The organism is Mangrovicoccus sp. HB161399, assembly GCF_013184745.1.
GTDB lineage: Bacteria > Pseudomonadota > Alphaproteobacteria > Rhodobacterales > Rhodobacteraceae > Mangrovicoccus.
Window position 1 is genome coordinate 6,538 of sequence record NZ_JAATVU010000062.1, and the last position, 27,000, is coordinate 33,537.

Annotated in this window: 1 protein-coding gene; it reads left to right on the forward strand. The window is 70.0% G+C overall.

The window, feature by feature from the left end; genetic code table 11:
- Positions 1–27,000 carry a tandem-95 repeat protein gene (locus HCC78_RS24585; RefSeq protein ID WP_172331423.1) on the forward strand — a complete coding sequence of 9,000 codons (27,000 nt, stop codon included), beginning with the start codon at positions 1–3 and terminating at the stop codon, positions 26,998–27,000.

Consider the following 27,000-nt stretch of genomic DNA (forward strand, 5'->3'; position numbering starts at 1 on the left):
ATGGCGCTCAGCAGGGAGCTCTATCTCGCGATCCTGTCGCTGGATGTCTACAACCGGGACTACGACAACGTCGCAAAGCTCGAAGACAGCGACCGGATCGGCGAGGCGGGCATTCTCGGCCTGGGCGGCATCGACCCCGACGGCAGCCTCTACGCCGCCTGGCAGGACGAGGGCTTCTACGCCATCGCCTACGATACCAGCGGGATCGCCGGGATCGGCGAGGACCTGATCTTCTCCTTCCGCGGCACCAACCCCAATTTCTACAATTCCGGCACCGGCAGCATCCCGATCCTGCTGGATGCCTGGAACGGCTGGACCGGGGCGCTGGGACTGTCGGGCACCGACAGCGGGCAGATGGTGCTGGCGCTGGATTTCTACGGCGACATCCTTGCTGCCGAGGGCACCGATCCGGCGCTGACCGGCACGACGGGCCATTCGCTGGGCGGCGGGCTCGGCGGCTTCGCGGCCAGCGTGTACGGCATGGAGGCGGTGATCTTCGACCACATGCCCTATGAATCCGCCGCGGACGATCTCTACCAGCTGGCGCTGGACGACCAGGCGGTGCGCGACCGGTTCTTCCTTGGCACGCTGCCGCCCGCGGCCGATGCCTCCGGCGTCGATGCGCTGGCCACCACGGGCGAGTTCCTGTCGGCGGTGCGGCTGGCGCTCGGCAGCCCCTACGCCACGATCGACAGCCTCGGCGGCTTCCGCGATCCGCTGGTGCTGCATTCCATGGCGCTGCTGACTTCGCTGATCTGGGCGCGCGACAACAGCCGGACGGACTGGATCCCCGTCGGACCGGAGCTCTGGGACGCGTTCTTCGATGCCGAGATCGCCGCCACCATCCCCGGCATCGGTGCCACGGTCGGCGACCTGGGGTCCGAGGCGCAGTCGATGCAGTCGGCCATCGCCTATTCGGCGCTGGATGCCGGGGTGCGGCCCTTCGGGGACACCGCGATCTGGTCGATGTTCGGCGATGCGGGGGAACTCGGCACGGTGATGGCCGGGGAACCGGCGGATGTCTATTCCGACCTGCTCAGCTTCGAGCTGACGCTCGGCCTGCTCGGGCCGGGCCTGACCTGGAAGACCGTGACCGAAACGCTTGCGGATTTCGCGGTGCAGTATGCCGGGGCGCTGGCCATCGGGCAGGTGCAGGAGAACGACGTCGCGAAGCAGGGCGTGCTGGCGCTGAATCCCGACGAGACGATCCTGACCTTCGACGGTTCCGAGATGCTGTGGAAGGACCAGCTCGGCCTCGATGCGCGGCTGGATCCGATCAACATCGGCAATTTCCGCGACGCGGTCTTCGCCCAGTCGGACGAAAGCTGGCTGGACACGCTGCTGCGCTGGACCGGCATCTCCAGCCTCGAGGATCTGGCACGGATCGGCTGGCAGGCGGGCTCGGCGGACATCTTCGACCGCTTCCACCTGCGCACCCGCAACGACGCCACCTATTTCCTGCTGCCCGAACGGCCCTTCGGCCCGGCGGAGGGCGGGGTCGACGTCTTCATCGGCAATGCCGAGAGCGAGACCGTGATCGGCACCACCGGCGACGACCTGCTCATGGGCGGCGGCGGCGGAGACGGCCTGGAGGGCGGCGAGGGCGACGATGTCGTGATCGGCGGCACCGGAGACGACACGATCGCGGCGGGCGGCGGGCGCAACGTCGTGATCGGCGGCGACGGCGAGGACGAGGCCCGCTATGACGGGGCGCAGGGCGCCAAGCTGCAGCTGACCATATCCCCGGACATCTCCGGCGAAGGCTTCGGCATCCTCGACCAGCTCACCGTGCAGCTGAAGCTGGCGGGCACCGACGGCATGGGCAATGCGGTGGAGGACATCGTCTTCGGCACCGAGACCATCACCTTCGGCGACGGCGCGGACGAGATCTCGGTCGGCAAGGAGAACTGGCTGGATGTCTTCCGCGAGCCGGTGACCATCGACCTGGGCGGCGCCCCCGAGGAGGGCGACACGATCAGCTTCGATCCGCGCGAGCTGTCGATCTTCGGCTCGCAGGGCGTGTTCTACCATAACGGCAATGTCCAGATCGCCGCGCCGGGGCTGGAATATGCCTATCTGGCGACGAATTTCCTGGGCATCGGCCAGCCCCTTGCGGTGGCGGCGCTGCTTCTGGCCGAGGATTTCGCGGTCCCCGACGACAAGGTGACCTTCACCGGGGTCGAGAACGTCACGCTGACCGACTTCTCCGACCGCTTCGCGCTGACCAGCTTCGATGAGGGCACGCATTCCGGCACCGGCGACATCCGCGCCAAGGGCGGCAATGACGTCATCTGGATCAGCTCGGTCGCGGCGGGGGACCTGCGGGTCGATGGCGGGGACGGCAACGACATCATCATCGTCACCGGCGGCGAGGCGGTGAAGACCGCGGGCGGGCCGGGGCGGGACCTGATCATCAACACCACCTATGGCGGCGAGCTCTACGGCGACACCTTCACCGGCTACACCGAGGGCTCGGGCGGCGTCACCGGCTTCCCCGACGACGACAACGGCGAGAATGCCGACCATTTCTGGTTCGCGCCGAACACCACGATCTACGACCCGCAGAAGAACGACATCCTCAGCTTCTACGGCGTGCCGCTCACGGGGGGGGACGCTTCGGGCACCTCGGTGTCGTTCCTCCTCGGCGCCGCGACGGGCAGCAAGGACGTGATGGATGCCGTTGCCAACGGCTTCACCTATTTCGCGCTGGTGACGACCGCGTCGGTCGGCGGGCTGGCGCGGACCTTCTTCGACACCTGGCTGCCGAACATCGTCTACATCGCCGCCCATGATCCCGAGAGCGGCTCGACCGTGCTGACGGTGGCCAACATGACCGACCTGCTGTTCCGCATCGCCACGGGGCAGTCGGTGGCCAGCTCGGTCGATCTGGGCGACGGCCAGGTCGATTTCATCGGCTTCCAGACGGTGCGGGACTTCACCTTCGCCAGCACCGACACCTTTTCCGGGCCCTGGTGGGAGGATCTGGGCGGCTTCGCCAGCTACGAGGCCAGCCTGGTGGACGATGTCGGCGATTTCGGGATGCTGTTCAATTTCCCGAACGTCTTCTCGACCATCATGGGCGGGATCGGCGCGGTGGCCGAGCAGGTGATCAAGGCCTCGCCGGTCGCGAATTTCCTGTTCACCGCCTATGACGCGCTGATGCTCGCCGATGCCGCGCATTGGCTGGCGGGCGCGGCGGTGCGCTATGCCAAGGCCAGCCTCTGGGCGGCGGGGGCCGATCCGCTGGTGATCGATCTGGACGGCGACGGGATCGAGACTGTCGCGGCCGAGGCCGGGGCGGTGTATTTCGACCTCGACCGGGATCTCTTCGCGGAACTGACCGGCTGGCTCGACGGCGATGACGGCTTCCTCGTGCAGGACCTCAACGGCAACGGCCGCATCGACGACATCTCCGAGATGTTCGGCTCGCAGTTCGAGGGCGGCTATGCCGAGCTCGGCGCGCATGACCTGGCCGACAACGGCGGCAATGCGGACGGCATGATCAGCGCCGCGGATCTGGTCTGGGGCAGCCTGAAGATCTGGCGCGACGGCAATTCGGACGGCTGGTCCGACGACGGCGAGGTTCTGTCGCTCGAAGAGCTGGGCATCGTGTCCATCGATCTCGGCACGCAGGCACTGGACATCACCACGCCGCAGGGCGCCGAGCTTCTGGCGACCGGCATGGTGGCGCTGGAAAGCGGCGAGGAGCGCCGCATGTTCGAGGCGGTCTTCGAAAGCTACGAGACCTATACCCGCTATGCCGGCGAGTCGGGCCGCGCCGCCTGGCAGCAGGAGCCGCTGGTCGAAAGCCGCGGCTACGGCTCGATGACCGACCTTTCGGTCGCGGCCGCCAACGACATCGAGCTGGGGCTGATCCTGGCCGAGACCGCCGCCTCGATGACCGAGCCCGACTACCTGAAGCTGCGCGGGCAGGTCGGCCCGGTTCTGAGCTACTGGGGCCAGACGATGGAGACCACGCGGGAGCTGATCCCGGTGCTCCTGTCCACCGATGCCGTCGGCAAGGTGACGCTTGCCGACCGCGGGGTCTACGCCGAGGACGCCGCGGGCGGCTACTGGACGCTGGCCAGCGGCGATCCGATCCTGGATGCCGGGGGCACGGCGATCGGCCGTCCGACTCTGGAGGACCTGCTGGCGCAGGCAACCGCAGAGGGGCAGCACTGGCAGCTGGAGCAGGCCTGGTCGCCCGCCTCGCGCGGCGCGGAGGTGCAGTTCCGCGGGAACGCACCCTACCTGATGCGGCTGGTCGAGGGCCGCGCGGTGATCGACGATTACGGCGTGCAGAACCCCGACGGCAGCTGGCGGCTCGCCTCGGGGCGGGCGGTGACCGACGCCGCCGGCAATCTGGTTTCCGCGCCCGCCGTCGCGGACATCCTCGCCCTGCCGAAGGACACGGGCCAGGAATGGCGCGTCGAGAACATCTCCTGGAATCCCTATGCCGCCATCGAGGTGGAGACCATCGGCGTCCGCGTCACCGACGGCATCCCGGTGGACTACACTGTCGAAGTGACCGACCGCGACGGGACCTTCTTCGTCTGGGCGCGCAATCTCGACCGCGCGCTGGAGCTGCAGTTCAAGACCGGCGACTCGCGCGAGTTCAACCTGCGCAACTACGCCGTCGATTTCGACACTCTGGACGAGGTGGGCTCCTCAGACGACAGCACCTACCGGGTCGAACTGCTGACACCGGGCCAGTTCCATTTCGCCACCAGCCTCGCCGGGATCGAGTTCCACGAGGAGATGCTCTCCGCCACGCTCGACAACGATACCGGGCTGATCGACTACCGCACGGTCGAGGGCGGCAGCTACACCGCGTCGGAGGCGCAGTACGAATCTGTCATCGATCCGATGATCGAGCTCGTCGGGCTTTCCATGCAGCAATACGTGCTGATCAGCCGCCGCATCGCGGTGCGGCTGGCGCTGCAGGACGGGCTCAAGGATTTCGCGCAGGGCATCGAGTACGACGCCGAAACCGACCTCTACCGCCCGACCACCGACCGCGAGCTGGCGCCGATGTTCGAGGCGATCTTCGCCGGCGCCCCGGGCAGCAACGAGGACGACGCGGTCTATGACTACCTGCAGCAATGGCAGGCGGTGATGGCAGCGATCTACCCGGACTACCGCCCGGCGGACAAGGACTACTTCTTCGACGCGACCGTCGGGCTCGACCAGCCGTTCGTGATGCAGATGCTGATCGCCGCCCACGAGAATGTCGGCATCGATCTCGACATTCCGGCCATCGCCAATGCCTTCGCCATCGACGAGACGCGCATCGTCCAGCATGCGCCCGAAGACACCGAGGTGCGCGGCCATGACGGGGTCAATTTCTTCTACCTCACCGGCGGTGACCAGACCGTCATCGGCAGTTTCGAGGCCGATGCCGAAGCCTTCCCGCAGGGCAGCCAGGCCGATGTCTATTTCGTCGGGCGCGATGCCGGGGACGACTACATCCTCGACCGGGACCTGGGCGACCATGACCAGCTGCGCTTCGCCCATCTGCGCTCGGACGAGGTCCGCGCAGTGCGCGACGGCGAGGACCTCGTCCTCTACTACAATGGCGGCGCCAACTTCCTGCGGCTGACCGACCAGTTCCTCGGCGAGCTGAATCCGATCCTCTCGGACGGCACGCGGCTGCAGACCGGGGTGGAGGAGATCGTCTTCGCCGACGGGGCGGTCTGGGACCGCTACCGCATGTCCTTCGCCGTGGTGGATTTCGAGCGCGCGGCCGAGGACGAGGCGGACGCCCATTACGGCTCGGGCTCGGGCGACATCCTGTTCGGCGGCAAGGGCAACGACTACCTCTCGGGCGGGGTGGGCGGCGACACCTACATCATCGAGGAAGGCGACGGCCAGGACGTGATCGACGATCTCGGCGGCTTCTCCTTCGGCCCGGTCAAGGCCGGCATGGACTTCCTGATGTTCCGCGGCGACATCACCCAGGACCGGATCCGGCTGACCCGCGACGGGGCCAGCACCAACCTGGTGATTTCCATCCTCGACGCCGACGGCAACCTAACCGGCCAGAGCGTCGAGCTGGTCAACCAGTTCGGCGGGCTGCGGCTCAATCTCGGCGCTTTCTCCGAGGCGATCGGATCGGATGACGGGCTGGATTTCGTCGCCCCGAACCTGATCGAGAAGATCATCTTCGAGAAGGGCACCGTGCTCGATTTCGAAACCATCGTCGACGAGGTCATCGCCAACGCCAGGACCGCGGGCGACGACGCGATCTACGGCGTGCTGAACGACAACACGCTCGACGGCGGGGCGGGGGACGACTACCTGACCGGCGGCTCGGGCTTCGACACCTATCTCTACGGCCGGGACTACGGCAGCGACGTGGTGCTCGACCTCGACTACGCCTCCTCGCTCTTCGGGCCGAAGGATGACCTGCTGCGCTTCACGGACGACCTGCGCTGGACCGATATCGAGTTCCTGCGCGACGGCGACAGCGACACGCTGCGGCTGCGCGTGGCGGGGACCGAGGACGAGGTGATCCTCGACGATTACCTCTACGAGATCCTGCTGGTCGGCTACGTCAACCTGATCGAGGAGATCGAGTTCGGCGACGGCACCACCTGGGACTACCTCAAGCTGCTCCAGCATTACGTCGACATCGCCAGGACCGACGGCGACGACGTGATCTACGGTTTCGAGACCATCGCCGACCGGATCGACGGCGGCGCGGGCAATGACCGGCTGGAGGGACAGAGCGCCGGCGACACCTATGTCTTCGGCCCTGGCTACGGCTCCGACACCGTGATGGACACTTCCGGCAACGACCGGATCGAATTCCTCGGCCTGACGGTCGACCAGATCGGCGTGTCGCGCACCGCGCTCGACCTGATCTTCTCGATCGAGGGCACCGAAGACCGCATCGTGCTGGAAAACCAGTATGTCCGCGCGGGCCAGCAGCGCTTTGCCGTGGAGACCTTCCAGTTCGGCGACCGCAGCCTGGCCTTCACCGATTTCAACCCCGAGGACGTGGACCTCGTGGGCACGGACACGGCCGAGACGATCCTGGGCTCGGATTTCGGCGAGACCATCGACGGGCGCGGCGGCGACGACACGCTGATCGGCGCGGATGGCGGCGACACCTACCTGTTCGACGTGGGCTACGGCGAGGACCTGATCATCGACACCCGCGTGCAGGCCGCCTGGGGCGACCGCAAGGGGATCGTGGTGCCTGTGGACGACGTGGTGAAATTCGGCACCGGCATCACCCGCGACAACGTGGTCTTCACCAAGGACGGCGACGACCTGGTGATCTCGGTGGCGGAGCGGCCGGACACGCTGCGCATCCGCAACCAGTTCCGCGACCTCGACAACGGGGTGGAGCGGTTCGAATTCTCCGATGCCTCCTTCCTGCTGATTTCCGATGTCGAGGAACTCCTGCAGATCGAGGGCGGCAACCGCGGCGACAACGTGATCGAGGGCAATCCCGCCGGGCCGAACACGCTGGACGGGCGGCAGGGCGACGACACGCTGAAGGGCGGCACGGCGGCGGACGTCTACGCTTTCGGCGCGGATTACGATTTCGACCGGGTCGAGGAGGCCGCGGACGCGGAAGGCGTGATCGACATGGTGCAGTTCGGCGCCTCGGTCACCCGCGACATGCTGCGGATCACCCGGACCGGCACCGATCTGGTGATCGATCTCGGCAATGGATCGGACGTGCTGACCATCGCCGACGGGCTGGGGACCCACCGGGTCGAGGAGTTCCGCTTCGCCGACGGCACCGTGCTGACGCTGGACGCGATCATCGACCGGATGCTGCAGGGCGGGGATGCCGACGAGCAGCTCGACGGTCTCGACGCGCGCGACGACACTGTTGCGGGCGGCGGCGGCTCGGATGCGCTGCGCGGCTTCGGCGGCGACGACACCTACCGCTTCGGCTATGGCGACGGCAGCGACAGCATCGAGGACAGCGCGGGAGTCGACCGGCTGGTCTTCGGCACCGGGGTCACGGCCGAAACCGTCAGCTTCGAGGAGATCGGCGGCGACCTGCTGATCCGGCTCGCGGCCACGGGCGAGCGCATCGCGGTGATCGGCGGCTACCGCGCCGACGTGGTGGAGGTCTTCGCCTTCGAGGACGGCAGCGAGCTGGCCATTGCCGAGATCCGCGCGCAGATCCGCGACGCCCGCTCCACGGACGGGCAGGACATCCTCGACAGCGCGGATTACGTCGCGGGCACGGCGATGCTGCCGGGGGCGGGCCACGACCTGATCCGGCTGGGCGAAGGCGGCCGCGCCGAGATCCGCGCGGGCGGGGGCATCGACCGGGTGGAGACCGCGCGCGGCGCCGCGGCGATCCTGAACATCGCCGAGGTATCGAGCCGCGACACCGTGGTGCGCCGCGCGGGGGCCGACAGCGACGACCTGATCCTGGCCTTCCCCGATGGCGGGCAGCTGGTCCTGGCGGGCGTGCTGGGCAATGCGGGCGTGCCCGCGATCCTCTTCGGCGACGGCATCGCCTGGGAGAAATCCGACCTGATCCAGGCCGCCATCGACGCGCAGCAAAGCGCGCTCGGCGATGTGGTGCGCGGCAGCGACAGCGACGACACGATCGAGGGCGGCGGCGGAGACGACCTGCTGGCCGGGGCGCGGGGCAACGACCTCTACCTGTTCTCGCGCGGCGACGGGCAGGACGTGATCGAGGACGAGCAGGGGACCGACCGGCTGGAAATCACCGGATACCGTCCCGACGAGCTGCGCATCGAGCGGCTGGCCGAGGGGCGCAACGACCTGCTGCTGACCTTCGAAGGCAGCGAGGATGCGCTGATCCTGCGCAATGCCGCGATCGAGGAGCTGGCCTTCAGCGACGGCACCGCGTTCAGCCGCGACGCGCTTCTCGATCTGGTCAACGGCTCGGGCTCCGAGGGCGACGACCTGCTGACCGGCACGCCGCTTTCCGAGGTCTACCGCCCCGGGCTCGGCAATGACGTGATCCTCGATGCGCGCGGCGGCGACGTCTACGAATTCTCCCGCGGCGACGGCCAGGACAGGATCGAGGCCGACGGCGCCTCGGACGGGCTCGGCACGGTGCTGTTCGGCGCGGGCATCACGCTGGAGGACGTGGCGGCGAAGCGCGACGCCGGGGGCAACATCATCCTGATGATCGCCGGCAGCGACGACCGGCTGACCCTGATCGATCCCCCGGCGGATGCCGACGGCGTCATCGGCACGCTGTTCTTCGCCGACGGGCGCAGCCTGTCGCTGGCCGAGGTCGCACGCGGGATTCCGGGCACCGGGGGAGACGACCGCATCATCATTCCCGGCGCGGCAGGCGCGGGCACCGACGCCTTCGGCCGCGGCGGCAATGACTGGGTGGAGACCGGCGCCGGGGACGACGTGCTGACCGGCGGGACCGGCAACGACCTGCTGCAGGGCCATGGCGGCGGCGACACCTATTTCTTCGCCCCCGGCGACGGACAGGACACGATCGAGGATGTCTCGCCCAATTCCGATGCCGCGCCGGACCGGCTGCGCTTCGGCGCCGGGATCGCGCCGGGCGACCTTCGCGCGCTCTCCGTCGGGCCTGCGGATCTGGTGCTGGGCATCGCGGGCAGCGAGGACCGCGTCACGCTGCGCAATTTCTTCGCCGCAAGTCCGCGCGACACCCGGATCGAAGAGATCGCTTTCGCCGACGGCACGCTCTGGGGGCTGGCCGAGATCCTGGCGCTGGCCACCGCCGGAACCGGCGGCGACGACGACATCGACCTGGGCAGCGGCCTGGATGCCGATGCGACCCTCTCCGGCGGGGCGGGCCTCGATCGGCTGGCGGGCGGGATCGGCGACACGGCCTATCTCTGGGGGCCGGGCGACGGGCGGCTGGAGATCGTCGAGGGCAACTGGACCCAGTCGGTGGACCGGCTTGTCTTCGGCGGCGGTCTCGACCCGGCCGGCATGGTCGTGGTGCGGCAGGGCAACGACCTGCTGCTGCGCTTCGCGGGGGAGGACGGCCATGTCCTGATCCGCGACCAGTTCCGCTTCTCCCGCGTGCCGGTGAACAGCTTCGCCTTCGCGGACGGCACCGAGCTGGATGCCGCCTCGGCCGCGGCGCTGGCGGTGGCCGAGGACGAGGCGCAGCGCCTGCTGTTCCCGAGCGTTCCGGATGCCGACCCGTTCGGCGATCCGGTCTTCTCGCATGCCAACGGCGGCGCCGGCACCGGTGGCGGGGACGGCGGCGGCGGGGAGAGCGGCGCCACTGGCGGCGGCACGGGTCCGCTGCCGCGCAGCTATACCGGCACGCCCGGCGTCACCGACATCCATGCCCGCTTCGTGCCGCTCGCCGACGGCGCCGAGCCGCTGGCGACGCTGATCGGCTTCGAGCCCGGCACCGGCGGCGACCGGATGAAGATCGCGCTGGAGGAAGGCCTGTCCGGCCAGCTGGTCGCGCGCCAGGAAGGCGCGGACACCTATGTCTATTTCGTCGATGACGGCGTCACCGACCTTGCGTTCGCCCGGCCGCTCTTCCGCCTGGTCGCGGCCGATGCCGGCCAGCTGGCCGCCGAGAATTTCTCCGGCGCGGATTTTGCCGCGGCGCTGGGGACGGATATCGAGGGCTCGGGCGATCCCGAGCTTCTGGAAAGCGGCTGGGGCGATGACGCGCTCTACGGCGCGGGCGGCAGCGACACGCTGGCGGGCGGGCTCGGCAACGACCTGCTGAAGGGCGGCGACAACAACGACAGGTACGAATTCGCGCCCGGTTTCGGCGACGACACGGTTTCGGATGACGGCTTCGCCTTCTATTCGGCCGGAGACAGGATGGTCTTTGCCGCCGGGCTGGCGCTTGCCGATCTGGAGGTGCGGGCCGAGGGCGGGGACCTTCTGCTAAGCTTCGCCGGACAGCCGGGCTCGATCCGCATCGACCGGACGCTCACCAATTCGCGGATGCGCATCGAGTCCTTCGAGTTCCCGGACGGCACGGTGCTGAGCCATGCCGAGCTGGCGGCGATGGCCTGGGTGCCGGATGCCTCGGACCAGGATTTCCGCGGCAGCTACAGCGCCGACCTGCTGGAGGGCGGCGGCGGCAATGACAGCCTCTACGGGCTGGGCGGCACCGACACGCTGCGCGGGGGGCCGGGCAGCGACCTGCTTTCGGGAAACGACGACAGCGACCTCTACGAATTCGCGCCGGGCTTCGGCCAGGACACGGTCGCGGACAACGGCTTCGCCTTCTACTCCGCCTCCGACCGGATCCGCTTTGCCGAGGGCCTGGCGCCGGCGGATCTGCGGGTGCGCGCCGAGAACGGCGACCTCGTGCTCAATTTCGCCGGCAGCGAGGACCGGATCCGCATTCCCGAGACGCTGGCCAATTCGCGCAACCGGATCGAATTCTTCGAGTTCGCCGACGGCACCGAGCTGACCCACCAGGACCTGACGGCGCTGGCCTGGGTCGCGGGCGAAGAGGACCAGCTCTTCGAGGGTAGCTACAGCGCCGAGCGGCTGGAGGGCGGCGGCGGCAATGACAGCCTCTTCGGGCGCGGCGGCACCGACACGCTGGACGGCGGGACCGGCAACGACCTGCTCACTGGCAATGACGACAGCGACCGCTACGAATTCGAAGCGGGCTTCGGCCAGGACACCGTCGCGGACAATGGCTTTGCCTTCTATTCCGCTGCCGACCGCATCGTCTTCGGCGCGGGGATCGATCTGGCCGGCCTGCGGGTCGAGGCCACCGACGAGGACCTGATCCTGTCCTTCGCGGGGACCGAGGACTGGATCCTGATCCCCGACACGGTGGTCAATTCGCGCAACCGGATCGAATCCTTCGAGTTCGGCGACGGCACGGTCCTGACGCATGGCGAGCTGATGGCCATGGCCTGGGCGCCGGAGGATGGCGACCGGCTGATCCAGGGCGGCTACGACGCCGATGCGATCGGGGGCGGCGGCGGCAACGACACGATCAACGGCCGCGGCGGCGAGGACACGCTGGACGGCGGGACCGGCAACGATCTTCTGTCGGGCCAGGACAGCAGCGACACCTACCTGTTCGCGCCGGGCTTCGGGCAGGACACGGTGGCCGACAACGGCTTCGCCTTCTATTCCGGCGCCGACCGCATCCTGTTCGGGCCCGGGCTGGACCCGGCGGATCTGCGGGTGCGGCTCGACGGCGACGATCTGGTGCTGTCCTTCTCCGGGACCGAGGACCGGCTGCGGCTCTCGGGCACGGTCAGCGGCGGGCGCAACCGGATCGAGACGGTGGCCTTCGACGACGGCACGGCCATCGACCACGAGGCCCTGCTTGCCATGGCCGCGGACGACCCCGAGGACGGCGCCTTCGACGGCGGGCCGGGCGCGGACACCCATGACGGCGGTGCGGGCGATGACAGCATCTCGGGCGCGGGCGGCGATGACAGCCTGTCGGGCGGCGCGGGATCGGACACGGTGGAGGGCGGCCCCGGCGCCGACACGCTGTCGGGCGGGCCGGGCCAGGACCGGCTGTCGGGCGGGACCGGCAACGATGCCTATCTCTTCGCCCCGGGCGACGGGCAGGCGGTCATCGCCGAGGAGGAAGGCACCGACCATGTCGCCTTCGCCGCCGGAATCCTTCCCGGCGACGTTTCGGTCGCGCAGCTCGGCAATGACCTGATCCTGCGCATCGCAGGCAGCGAGGACCGCATCACGCTGTCGGGCGTGCTCGGCGGCGCCGCCGCGGTGGTGGAGGAGATCCGCTTCGGCGGCGGCACGGTCTGGACCCATGAGGACCTGCTGGCCATGCTGCCCGGGATCGGCGTTGGCGACGATGTCTTCTCGGGCGGCAGCGCGGACGAGACCGTCGCGGGCGGCGCGGGCGATGACAGCCTGTCCGGCGCGGGCGGCAATGACAGCCTCCTTGGCGGGGCCGGGAACGACACGCTCGACGGCGGCGCGGGCGCGGACACGATGGCGGGCGGCACCGGCAACGACCTGCTGAAGGACGCCTCCGGCGACGATCTCTACCGCTTCGATGCCGGGGACGGGCAGGACGCCATCGAGGACGGCGCAGGCACTGACGCGGCCGAATTCGGCGCGGGCATCGATCCGGGCGACGTCGCGGTCAGCCAGGGCCTCGACGGCGCCGACCTGATCCTGCGCATCGCGGGCTCCAACGACCGCCTGGTGCTGTCGGGCGCGCTGGAGGATCCGTCGCGCGGGATCGAGGAGATTCGCTTTGCCGATGGCACCGTCTGGACCCATGCGCAGATCCTGGCTGCCTCGCAGGTGACGGGGGCGGGGGACGATTCCGTCTTCGGAACCGGGGCCGATGACACCTTTGCGGGCGGCGCAGGCGACGATGCGCTTTCCGGACGCGGCGGCGCCGACCTTCTGGAAGGCGGCGCTGGAGGCGACACGCTCTCTGGCGGCGAGGGCGCGGACACGCTCGACGGCGGCACCGGCGACGACCGCATGGAAGGTGGGGCGGACGACGATCTCTACCGCTTCGCCATGGGCGATGGCAGCGCGGGGATCAACGATGCCTCGGGGACCGACCGGCTCGACTTCGGCGCGGGGCTCGATCCGGAAACGGCAGCCCTGCGCAAGTCCGGCGACGGGCTGGAGATCCGCTTCGGCGCCAGCGAGGACCGGGTGATCATCGAGAACGCGCTGTCTGGCTCCGGCGCGATCGAGACCGTCGCCTTTGCCGACGGCACCGAATGGGACGCGGCCGAGCTGCTGCGCCGCGCGACCGCCGGGACGGCAGGCGCGGACGCCTACGAAGGCTCTGCCGCGGGCGACCGGCTGATCGGCCTCGGCGGCAATGACACGCTGTCCGGCCTCGGCGGCGCGGACCTGCTCGACGGCGGCGAAGGCGATGACAGGCTCGACGGCGGCGCGGATGCCGACGAGCTTGACGGCGGTCCGGGCGACGACACCGTCTCGGGCGGCGACGGCGCCGATCTCTATGTCTACGCGGCGGGCGACGGCTTCGACCGGATCGAGGAGGCGGGCGTCTCAGGCACCGACGTGCTGCGCATCGAGGGCCACACGCTTGACGCGCTGCGCCTTTCCCGGCTTGGACCGGACGGCAACGACCTGTCGATCCGCTTCGCGGGCAGCGCGGACCGCATCCTGGTGGCGGGGCATTTCGCCGGGGACGGCAGCGGCACGATCGAGCAGATCGTGCTCGCGGCACCGGGCATCACGCTGACGGCGGAGGACATCGCGCTGCGCGTCGCCCCCGATCTGGGCATCGAGGGCGAGGCGTTCCACGGCGATGCGGGCGACAACCTGCTGGCCGGCAGCACGCTCGGCGACTATTTCGAGGGCGGCAGCGGCGCCGACACGATGGAGGGCGGCGCGGGCGACGATGTCTTCGGCGACATCTCGGCAGATGGCGACGTGGACAGCCTGACCGGCGGCCCGGGGCGCGACACCTACCGCTTCCTTCCCGTGTTCGCCGTCGACGGCATCGCCGAGGACGTGATCGCGGATTTCGTGCCGGGCGATGCGGGCGACGTGATCGTGCTGGAGGCGGCGATCCCCAATCCCTTCGCCAACGGGCGGCTGGCGATCGTTCAGGATGGCGCCGACACGGTCCTGCGGGTGACGGGAAGCAGCGGCACGTCTTCGGTCCTGCGGCTCGCGGGCGTCACGGCCACGTCCCTGACCGCGGCGAATTTCGCCGGCGTGGAGATCGGGCGCGACACCGACGGCATCCATGACGGCGGGGACGGCACGCTGCTGGAGGGCGGGCCGCTCGGCGACCTGATCTTCGGCAATGGCGGGGCGGACACGATCCCGGGGCTTGGCGGCGACGACACGCTGGCGGGCGGCGCCGACGGCGACGAGATCGCGGGCGGCACAGGAAACGACCGGATCGCGGGCGAGGCGGGCCATGACCTGCTGGAAGGCGGCGCAGGCGACGACACCCTGTCGGGCGGGCCGGGCAACGACACGCTGGCGGGCGGAAGCGCCGATGCGGCTTCGGCCGGGAATGACGTGTTCTCGGGCGGCCGGGGCGATGACCTGCTGCAGGGCGGGGCGGAGAACGACATCTACCTCTTCGGCGCGGGCGACGGGATCGACACGCTTGCCGACGCGGGCGGCACGGACCGGATCGAATTCGGCGCGGATGTGGCGCCGGGGGACGTGGCGGTGGTGCAGGGCGCGGCCGGGCTGGAGCTGCGCGCCGAGGGCGGCACGCGGATCGTCATCGCGGACGGCACCGAGATCGAGACCGTGGCCTTCGCAGACGGCACCGAATGGGACCGGGCCGAGGTCCTGCGGCGCTCGATGCTGGCGACCGATGGCGACGATGCGCTGGCGCTGCTGGCCGGGGACAGCCTTGCCGGGCTCGGCGGCAATGACACGCTGACCGGCGGCGCCGGGGCGGAGACGCTTGCGGGCGGTCCCGGCGACGACCTGCTTCGCGGCGGAGACGGCGATGACGCCTATGTCTTCGGCCGCGGCGGCGGGCAGGACCGGATCGAGGATGCCGCGGGCGCGAACGTGGTTCTGATGGGCGCGGACGTCACGCCGGAGGACGTGCAGCTGGTGCGCGGGCTGGAAACCGTGGTGCTGGAAATCATCGGCACCGCCGACCGGCTGGATCTGGGCACCGGTCCCGATCCGGCCATGGCGACCGCCGAGATCCGCTTCGGGGACGGCACGGTCTGGACGGCGGCCATGCTGGCCGCGATGGCGCTCGAGGGCAGCGGCGGCGACGACGTGATCTGGGGCACCGGGGGGGCAGAGACGCTTGCCGGGCTCACGGGCGATGATCGGCTGATCGGGATCGGCGGCAATGACACGCTCTCGGGCGGCCCCGGTGCCGATCTGCTGGAGGGCGGCGGAGGCGACGACACCTACCTGGTCGGGCCCGGCGACGGCCAGGACCGGATCGCCGATGGCGGCGGCGGCCGCGACGTGCTGGAACTGGGCGAGGGCATCGCGCCCGGAGATGTCCGCGTCAGCCAGAGCAGCGACGGCGCGGCGATGGTCCTGCATCTCGGCTTCGGCGGCGACCGGGTGCGGATCGAGGACGCGATGGGCGGCGGCCAGGTCGAGATCGTCCGCTTTGCCGGCGGCACCGAGTGGCGGATGGCGGACCTTCTGGCGCGGGTGGCCTCGGGGCTCGACGACTGGATCTTCGGCGATGCCGAGGCGAACCCGCTGGCGGGCGGGCCGGGGAACGACCGGATCTCGGGCGGAGGGGGCGACGACATCTACCGCTTCGCCGCCGGGGACGGGCGCGACATCCTGCGCGACGCGGCGCGCTCGGCGGCGGACGAGCTGCGCATCACCGGCTATCTGGAGGCGGACATCCGCTTTGCGCGGCTGGGGACGGGCAGCACCGACATCGCCATCCAGTTCGCGGGCAGCCAGGACCAGATCCTGGTGGTCGACGGGCTCGACCTTTCGGGCCGCGGGATCGAGCGGATCGTGCTGGAGGACGACGGCACGGTCTTCACCATCGCCGACATCGCCTCCCGGCTGGCCGACGCGCAGGTCAGCGCGGGCGACGACACGGTGATCGGCACCGGCGGCGACGAGACGCTGGCCGGCGGCCGCGGCGACGACCTGGTTTCGGGCGGCGGAGGCGACGACCTCTACCGCTATGCCGCGGGCGACGGCGACGACCGGATCGAGGCCTTGGGCGGCGGCGACAGCGAGGTGCTGCTTGCGGGCTACGGGCTGGCGGACCTGGTTTCGGCGGTGCGAGCCGGGCCGGAGAGCCTGGATCTGGTGCTGACCTTCACGGGCGACGGCGACCGGCTGGTGCTGGCCGGCGCGCTGGGGCCGCGGAATGGCAGTCCCGGCAGCCTGGTCCTGACCTTTGCCGACGGCGCCAGCTGGGGCCGCGCCGAGATGCGCGCGCGGGCACTTGCCGACATCGAGGGCGCGGGCGACGATTCCGTCTGGGGCTTCGACGGCGCGGATGCGGTCACATTGGGCGCGGGCGACGATTTCGCCTCCGGCCGGGAGGGCGCCGACACCTATGTGATCGCAATTGGCGGCGGGGCCGACCGGATCGAGGATACCGGCACCGACACCGACGAAACCGACGTGCTGGACCTGACCGCGTTCGGCGCGGACGGCGTCTCGGTCGCACGGCTCTTCCGCGGCAGCAGCGCGGTGGAGCTGGGACTGGGCGACGGCCAGAGCGTCATGGTGCTGGGCGCGCTCTCCGCCGATGGCCAGGGGATCGAGGAATACCGCTTCGCGGGCGGCGTGACCTGGGGCAAGGACTCGCTGCTGCAGCTGCTCGACAACAGCGCGCCGGTTGCCAGCGATGACGGATTCTTCTCGGTCACCACCGGGGCCGAGCTGGTCCTGCCGCTGGCCGACCTGCTGGCCAATGATTTCGACACCGACGGCGATGCGCTGGCGGTGATCGAGGTCGATGGCAGCCCGGACGGAACCGCGGCGCTCGACGGCACGGGCAACCTGGTCTTCGTCTCCAATGACGGCTTCACCGGCGCGACCACGATCGCCTACCGCATCGCCGACGGGCGCAACGGCTTCTCCGCAGCCTCGGTCAATGTCAGCGTCCGCCCGGTGGCCGAGGCGCTCGACGACGGAGGGTTCGCGGTGGCCGAGGACGAGTTCCTGACCATCCGCGCCGAGCGTCTTCTGTCGAACGACATCGACGGCGACCGGATGATCGTCGGCCAGGTCTTCGGCGCCGAGGGCGGCACGGTCTCGCTGTCGAGCGACGGCACGATCGGCTTCACGCCCGATGCAGACTACAACGGCCCGGCGCAGTTCGCCTACGCCGCCAACACCCCCGAGGGCGGCCGCGCCGAGGCAGTGGTCCATATCGACGTGACCCCGGTCAACGATGCGCCCGAGGCGCGCGCCGACCGCGGCTTCGCTATGGACGAGGGCGGCACCCTGACGATCAACGCCGCGGCTCTGACCGGCAACGACATCGACATCGACGGCGACCTGCTCGCGCTTTCCGGCGTCGGTTCCTCGGCGGAGCTGATCGCCGCGCTGGATGCCGCTGGCGACGTGGTGCTGACCGCCCGGGGCGATTTCTTCGGCGATGCCGCCTTCACCTACACGGTTGCCGATCCGTCGGGGGCGGAAGACACCGGCACGGTCTCGGTCAAGGTGCGCCCGGTGAACGATGCGCCCCTTGCCGCCGACGACCTGTTCGAGCTGACCGAGGCGGGCGATCCGATCCTCGAGGACAACCCGATCGTGCTGTCGCTGGCCCGTCTCGCGGCGAACGACACCGATCCGGACGGCGATCCGCTGAGCCTGACCGGTGTCCGCGCCGCCACCGGCGGACGGGCCGTTCTGCTGGAGAACCAGACCGTCCTGTTCGAGCCCTCGGCGAATTTCAACGGCGAGGCAGGCTTCACCTACATGGTCGATGACGGCCAGGGCGGCAGCGCCGAGGCACGCGCCACCATCGTCTACCAGCCGGTCAACGACCGCCCGGACGCGCGCGACGACCGCTACAGCTCGGAGTCGCTCTACATGCTGCGCGGCCTGCAGGACGTGCCGCTGGAGATCTCGATCCTCGATCTGCTGAAGAACGACAGTGATGTCGAGGGCGCGCCGGTCACCTTCGAGAACGCCACCGGCGCAGTGAACGGCGACCTCGTGGTGGAAGACGGCAAGATCATCTTCACCCCCGATCCCGGCTTCGCGGGCGAGGCCACCTTCGGCTATTCGGTCACCGATCCCGAGGGCGCGGTCGACGGCGCAGAGGTCACGCTGTTCTTCGCCGCCAGCGGGGACACCCCTCCGGAACCGGAAGGCGACCAGGTCCTGATCCCCGAGGACATTCCCACCGTCATCCGGATGGAGACGCTGCTGGGCAACGACATCGATCTGGACGGCGACGCGCTGACCATCATCGGCTGGCGGCCGCTGAACGGGCTGGGCGACATCTTCAAGTTCGGCGGCGCGGCCGCCGGGCCGATGAACGGGACGCTGGAATACAACGCCGACGGCGACCTGCTCTACACGCCCTATATCGACGCGACCTTCTCCTCGGGCTTCGTCTATCTGGTCTCCGACGGCGAGGACGGCACGGCCGAGGCCTTCGTCGACATCGTGATCGTGCCCTCGAACGACGAGCCCGAGGCGGTCGAGGATCCGGGGTTCGTCACGCCCTTCGACATTCCGCTGGTGATCCGCGCGGCCGACCTGATCTTCAACGACTACGATATCGAGCAGGCCGACCGCGACGGCGACGGCACGGTCGATGCCGACCTGGACGATCCCGACCGGCCGCGGCCGACATTTGTCGGCGTCGATGCCATCTACGACCCGGCGGAATTGGCGCAGGGCAACCGGGTCGAGGTCGGCAGCTTCGAGATTGCCAGCTTCCGCGGCGAGGAGTTCCTGGTCGCGCGCTTCGATCCGGGCTTCGCCGGGCCGGTGACGATCCAGTACCGCATCGCCGACGCGGAGGGGCTGGAAGACACCGGCTTCGCCTATGCCACGGTGGCCGATTATTACGGACAGGAGCTCTCGGGCACGCCGCAGGTCGACTACATCGAGGGCAACGCGCTCTCCGAGACGATCCGCGGCTACCGCCGCGACGACTGGATCCTGGCGCGCGCTGGCGACGACACGATCGAGAGCGGCGCGGGCGCCGACCTGATTATGGCGGGCCAGGGCGATGACGTGATCGACCCGGGCGACGATGGCGACGATGTGCGCGGCGGCACCGGCTTCGACCTGGTGCGCTTTGCCGGGTCCAATACCGGCGTGCGCGCGGACCTGCTGGCGCTGGTCGGACAGGGCGGCCATGCCCAGGGCGATCTCTATGTCGATATCGAGGCCTTCGAGGGCTCGGACTACGCCGACACGCTGGGCGGGGACGGCGGCGCGAACCTCCTGCGCGGCATGGACGGGCGCGACGGGCTGGAAGGCCGCGGCGGCGGCGACACGCTGGAGGGCGGCGCGGGCGACGACACGCTGTCGGGCGGCGCGGGCGCCGACGTGGTCGATGGCGGCGGCGGAGCGGACCTTGCCAGCTACGAGGGATCGGATGAAGGCGTTGCGGTCTCGCTGGCCGACGGCACCGCCTCGGGCGGCTGGGCCGAGGGCGACACCCTGGTCGGGATCGAGGCGCTGGCGGGCAGCGACCACGCCGACGCGCTGATCGGCGATGGCGGGGACAACACGCTGTCGGGCGGGCGCGGCGACGACACGCTGGAAGGCGGCGATGGCGACGACCTGATCGACGGCGGACGCGGCGCGGACAGCCTGTCGGGCGGCGCGGGCGAGGACACGGCCTCCTATGTCCTGTCTGCGCAGGGCATCGAGATCGACCTGGCGGCGGGCACGGCTGCGGGCGGCGATGCCGAGGGCGATGTCTTCGACGGCATCGAGATCGTCGAGGCAAGCTACCATGACGACGTGCTGCGGGGCGACGGCGGGGACAACCGCTTCCGCGGCAGCCGCGGCGCCGACCTGATCGACGGACGCGGGGGCGAGGACACCGCGGACTACGCCCGCGCGGACGAGGCGGTCTCGGTCGACCTGGCGCTCGGGCGCGGCCTCGCGGGCGAGGCCCTGGGCGACACGCTGGTTTCGGTCGAGGTCCTGCTCGGCTCGGTCCATGGCGACACGCTGTCGGGCAGCGCTGCGGACGAGACGCTCGAGGGCGGCTATGGCGCCGACCTGCTGGACGGGCGCGCGGGATCGGACGGCTACCGCTTCGGCATCGAGGGCGGCGCCGACCGGATCGCGGAGACAGGCGATGCGGGCGACATCGACCGGCTGCTGCTGGGCGAGGGGCTGGCGGAAAAGGACGTCTCGCTGATCCGCCAGGGCGATGACCTGCTGGTCGAGCTGGAACGCTTCGACGGCTACCAGATCGATACCGTGACGGTCGCCGGGCATTTCCTGGGCGAGGCCACGGGGATCGAAGAGATCGTCTTCGCCGGCGGCACCGTCTGGGACCGCGCAGGCATCGAGGCGCGCCTGCGCGACGGGCGGTTCAACGCGATGGACGACCTGGTGCGCTTCGGCATCGAGGACGAGCCGCTGCTGATCGACCCGGCTGACCTGATCGCGAACGACGCCGAGACCGGCGCCGAAGACCTCGAACTGGTCTCGGTCCAGGCCGCCGAATACGGCACGGTCACGCTGGCGGAAGGCGGCATGATCGAATTCCTCGGCGCGCAGGACCGCAACGGCGACGCCTTCTTCGCCTATACGGTCCGCGATCCGCTGGGCCGCGAGTCCACCGCGCGGGTCGAGGTGAACCTGTCGCCGGTCAATGACGCGCCGGTGGCGATGGACGATCCGCTGGTCTACGGGCTCGAGGACGTGCCGCTGCGCATCCGCATCGAGAACCTGCTGGCCAATGACTACGATGTCGACGGCGATGCCGAGCAGGAGGGGCTGCGCATCGTTTCGGCGGAGCCGCTGGTCAATGCCGCGGGCGAGGCGCTGCGCCCCTATAAGGACAACGACTATGACGGCGCGGCGACCGATGCGACCTGGCGGCTCGACGGGCAGTATATCGAATTCCTGTCGCGCCCCGACCATTTCGGCTTCGCGGGCTTCACCTATGTGCTGGCCGACAGCAGCGGCGCCGAGGCGCGGGCGGATGTGGAGATCTACTTCGCCCCGGTGAACGACGCCCCGCGGCTGAAGGGCCGCGCCGCCTCGGCCAAGCTGGAGGAGACCACCCGCTTCACCGTTGGCCAGCTGATGGATCAGGTCTACGACATCGAGGGCGACGAGGTCAGTTTCGTCGGCCTCCATATCGGCGCGGACGGCAATGCCACCCATAACGGCGTGGAGGTCTTCGACGCCGAGGCAGGCACGATCGACTACACGCCGTTCCAGCTCGGCAAGGCGTGGATCTCCTTCGACGTGATCGACGCCCGCGGCGCCGAGGCGGTGCTCGACTTCCTGATCGAGGTGCGGCCGCAGAACCTGCCGCCCGTCGCCCGCGACGACCGCGGCATCCGCGCGCTCGAAGACGGGACCATCACCATCGATCCCGCGCTTCTGCTGGAAAATGACAGCGATCCCGATGGCGACCCGCTGAGCTTCGCGGGCGTCTACCGCTTCGCCGAGAACGGCAAGGTGCGGGTGCGCGAGGACGGGCTGATCGAATTCGCGGTGCGTCCGGATTTCAACGGCACGGCCAGCTTCGAATACACCGTCAGCGACGGGCGCGGCGGCACCGACACGGCGACCGCCTATATCACCGTGCTGCCGGTGAACCACGGGCCGGAGCTGCGGAACGACGTGGTTGCGGGCCTCGAGGACGGGCCGCAATACGTGATCCCGGCCGAGGCCTTCGGCAATGACCGCGACCTGGACGGCGACGTGATCTTCTTCCGGGAGACCGAATTCCTCGGCAATTTCGCCTACCGCTTCCTGTCGCCCGACTACACGGTCCGCGCGACTGCGGCGAACAATGCCGACCTGCCCAGCTGGCTGGATTTCGATGCCGCGACGCTGGCCTTCTCCGGCGCGATCCCCGAAGGCAGCGGGCGGGTCGAGGTGGCGGTGTTTGTCGGGGACCCCGCCGCCGATGCTGTCCATGCCTTCCGCTTCGCCTTCGACGATACCGATGGCGAGGAGCTGATCCAGGGCATCTCGGTCGCCGAGGAGGTGCTGGACGGGTTCCGCCTGCGCGAGGCCTATGTCTGGTCGCCTGACGGGGACGGCGACGGCGTTGCGGAGTTCGACATTGCCGCGGGCAGCTTCTCGGCCACGGTGCAGGGCGGGCGGCCGCTGCCAGACTGGCTGGATTTCGACGCGGAGGCGCGGCAGCTGGTGCTGTCGGGCTTCGAGCCCGACGAGGAGGAGGGCGCGGCACGCGTCTTCGTCACCTTCACGCCGGATGCGGACGCGCTGCCGGAGCTGGAGGAAGACACGTACCGCTCGACCAATGGCGGCTTCGCGCTGGAATTCCTGATTGCGCCCGGCGATCCTCTTGATGCGGTCAACGCGATGCTGGCGGGGGTCGCGGATCTGGAGGCGGAGGGCCGCTTCGGCCTCGATCTTTCCGGCATCGGCGGGCTGGCTGCCACGCGCGAAAGCGGTGCGCCGCTCGACAGCTGGCTGAGCTTCGACCCGGCGACCATGACGTTCTCGGGCATGGCGCCGTCGCATTATGTCGGCGCCGTGCCGGTGCGGATCTCGGTTCCGGCGGCGAACGGCCATCCGGCCATGGCGATCATCGCCGAGGCCGTGGTCGACGCGACCTTCACCCTCGATCCGGAGGACAGCGCCGGCATCCGCGTCACCGGCAGCCCCGAGCGGATCGATGTCGAGACGCCGGACGACTACAACGGCTCGCTCGCCTTCTCCTACTCGGCCAATGACGAGAAGGGCGGCGAGTCCGATGCGCCGGCGCTGGTCGTCTTCAACGTGCTGGCCGCGCGCGAGCTGCCGGTCGCCCATGAGGATCGGGTGGCGCTGTTCGAGGGCGGCTCGGTTGTCTTCGACGTGGCGGATCTGCTGCTGAACGACCGCGACGAGGACGGCGACGCGCTGCGGGTCGCCGCCATCGGCGCCGCGGCGCATGGCACGGTCGAGCTGATCCCCGGCAGCCGGACCATCGCGCCCGCCTCGGCGGGCGTTGCCGGCGGGACATGGAGCGCGGCGCTCGCGGACGGCTCGGACCTGCCGGACTGGATGGGCCTCGACCCGGCGACGGGGGAAATCGCCGCTCAGGTGCCGCTGGAGGTCTCGGGCAGCTACGAGATCGTCTTCACCAGTTCGAACGGCGGCGACAGCCTCGGCGAAACCGTGTCGGTCCCGCTCGACGGCGATGCCGCGGCGCAGGTGCGCTACACGCCCGAGGCGGGCTTCGCCGGCGAGGACACGCTGCTCTACACGCTGGCCGACGATGCCGAGGGCGCGGTGGAGGGCACGGTGGTGCTCGACGTCGCCTCGCTCCTCGATCCGCCGGTGGCCGTGACCGACCGGCTGTCGCTCTACGAGGACGGCTTCATCGAAATCGACCCGGCCGAGCTGATGGCCAATGACTACGATGTCGACGGCGACCCGATCCGGTTCCTGGGCGCCAGCGGCGCGGAGCATGGCACGCTCGTCTTCGAAGACGGCGTGATCACCTTCACCCCCGACCCGGATTTCGCGGGCGAGGCCAGCTTCCGCTACCAGCTCACCGACGACCGGCACGGAGACAGCGAGGGGCTGGTCGAGCTGCGGGTGATCAGCACCAACCAGCGCCCCGAGGCGGTCGCGGATGTCTTCGCCACGGTCGAGGACGGGCCCTTCGAATTCACCATCGCCGAGCTCCTGGCCAATGACACGGACCCGGACGGCGACAGCCTGAGCTTCGTTTCTCTGGAGACCGAGGTCGATCAGGGGCGCCTGCTGGAGCTGCCCGACAACCGCTGGCAGTTCGTGCCGGACGAGAACGTCACCGGACCGGTCAGCTTCCGCTACACGGTCACCGACGGGCGGCTGCGCGGCACCGGCACGGTCACCTTCGACATCGAGGCGGTCAATGACGCGCCCATCGCCAACGAGGACGGCCATTTCTTCGGCGACCAGGACACGCCGATCGTGGTCGACTTCGCCGATCTGCTGTTCAACGACCGCGACGTGGAGGGCGACGCCTTCTCCATCGTCGAGATCTTCGACGGCGACAACGGCACCGCGTGGCAGGAGGGCGAGACCGCGGTCTTCCTCGGCCGGCCCGGCTATTTCGGCGATGGCGGCTTCCATTACCGGGTGACGGACGAGCATGGCGCGACCTCGATCGGCTATGCGACCGTGCTGGTCATGCCGGAATTCGACGTGCCGGTGGCGGTCTCGGATGCGGGCTACGAGATGCTGGAGGACAGCCATCTCGATCTCGACCCGGCGGAACTGATGGCGAACGACCAGATCCCGCTGGGGTCCGAGGTGATCTTCCTCGGTCTCGCCGGGCCGGGCGTCGAGGAGCTGGACAGCGGCCTCTGGCGGGTCACGCCGGACGCGGATTTCTTCGGCACGCTGACGCTGCGCTATGCGCTGACCAACGAGACCGGCTTCGAAGTGCCGGCCACGGTCGAGATCGAGGTGCTGCCCGTCGGCGATGCCCCGGTCGCTGTCGATGACGTGCTGGAGATGGACGAGGGCGGCGAGCTGGCGCTCTTTGCCTCGCGGCTGACGGCGAATGACTACGATGTCGACCGCCAGGGCTTCGAGCTGACCCGCGTCTTCGGCGCCTCCGGCGTGACGGTCGCGCTGGAGGAGGGCGAGATCACCGTCACCGGCCTCCCGGCCTTCAACGGGGTCGGCGGCTTCGATTACGAGCTGCGCGACAGCTCGGGCGTGACCGCGGTGGGCCATGTCACGGTGAATGTCGGCTCCGTGTCGACCCCGCCGGTCATCGCCGGGATCGGCGTGCTGGAAGGGACCGAGGATACCGCCTTCGATTTCGCCCTTCCGGACGTCACGGACGAGGATGGCGGTCCGCTGCTGGTGGAGCTGCGCGCCGCGGGCGGCGGGGCACGGCCGGGCTGGATCGGCTTCGATGCCGAGACGCTGCGGATCGCCGGCACGCCGCCTGCCGATTTCAACGGCGAGGTGGCGCTGGAGCTCTTCGCCACGGACGGCCTGTTCGAGACGGTGCAGGGCTTCGCCCTGGCGATCGCCGCTGTGAACGACCTGCCGGTGATCACGTCCGATGGCGGCGGCGCTGCGGCGGAGATCGGGCTGCCCGAGAACCGCCGGGCCGTGACCGAAGTCATGGCCACGGATGTCGACGGCGACCCGCTGAGCTACATGATCGCGGGGGGGGGCGATGCTGCGCTCTTCGCCATCGACGCCGAGACCGGCGCGCTGGCCTTCCGCGCCGCCCCGGATTTCGAGGTGCCGCAGGATGCCGGTGGCGGCAATGTCTACGAGGTCATCGTCGCGGCCACCGACGGCACCGGCCGGACGGAGCAGGCGCTGTCGGTGCGGGTGGCGGATGTGGCGGACACGCCCACCGGCGTGACCATCGCCGGGACCGCGGCGGCCGAGGCGATCACCCCGTCGCAGAGCCCGGCGGGCGAGCCCCTGCAGACCGCGGAAGGCGATCTGGTGCTGGGGCTCGGCGGACATGACAGGCTGGAAGGCGGCGAGGGCGGCGACACGCTCGACGGCGGTTTCGGCGCGGATACGCTGGTCGCCGGGCCGGGCGGCACGCTGCACGGCCGGATCGGCCGCGACAGCCTCGTCGGCAGCGACATGTCGGATTTCCTCGGCGGCGGGCTGGGCGATGACGCGATCGAGGCCGGCGGCGGCGACGACACCGTGCTGGGCGGCTGGGGCGACGACAGCGCCGATGGCGGCGCCGGCGCCGACGCGATGCGCGGCCATGTCGGCAATGACAGCCTGTCGGGCGGCGGCGGTGCCGACAGCCTCCATGGCGGCGGGGGCGGGGACACGCTCGACGGCGGCGACGGGGCAGACCGGCTGCATGGCGGCGCGGAGAACGACCTGATCCATGGCGGCAGCGGCAACGACCGGATCACCGGCGGCCAGGGCGACGACACGGCCGAGGGCGGCGCGGGCGATGACGTGCTGGCCGGCTGGGCCGGCGATGACAGCCTCGACGGCGGCAGCGGTGCGGACAGCCTGAACGGCGGCGCGGGCGCGGATCTGGTGATCGGCGGCGACGATGCCGACCTGGTCCATGGCGGCAGAGGCGACGATTTCCTGGCCGGCGGCGAGGGCAATGACACCGTGACCGGCGGGCAGGGCGACGACACGGCGCTCGGCGGCGCAGGGGACGACCTGGTCGAAGGCTGGGCCGGGGCGGACAGCCTCGACGGCGGCGACGGTGCGGACACGCTGTCTGGGGGGCGCGGCAGCGACACGGTGTCGGGCGGCGCGGGGGCGGATATCTTCGTCTTCTCCGACGGTGACGGCGCAGACGAAATCCTCGGTTTCGAGCTCGGCTTCGACATGATCGACCTCTCGGCCACCTCGGCGGGCAGCCTTGCCGGGATCGAGATCCTCGCTTCCGGCCCCGACACGGTCGTCCGCATCCTCGCGACGCTGGACCAGATCACGCTGGTCGGCACAGACGCGGCCGCCTTCGACGGCTCGGACATCGGCTTCTGA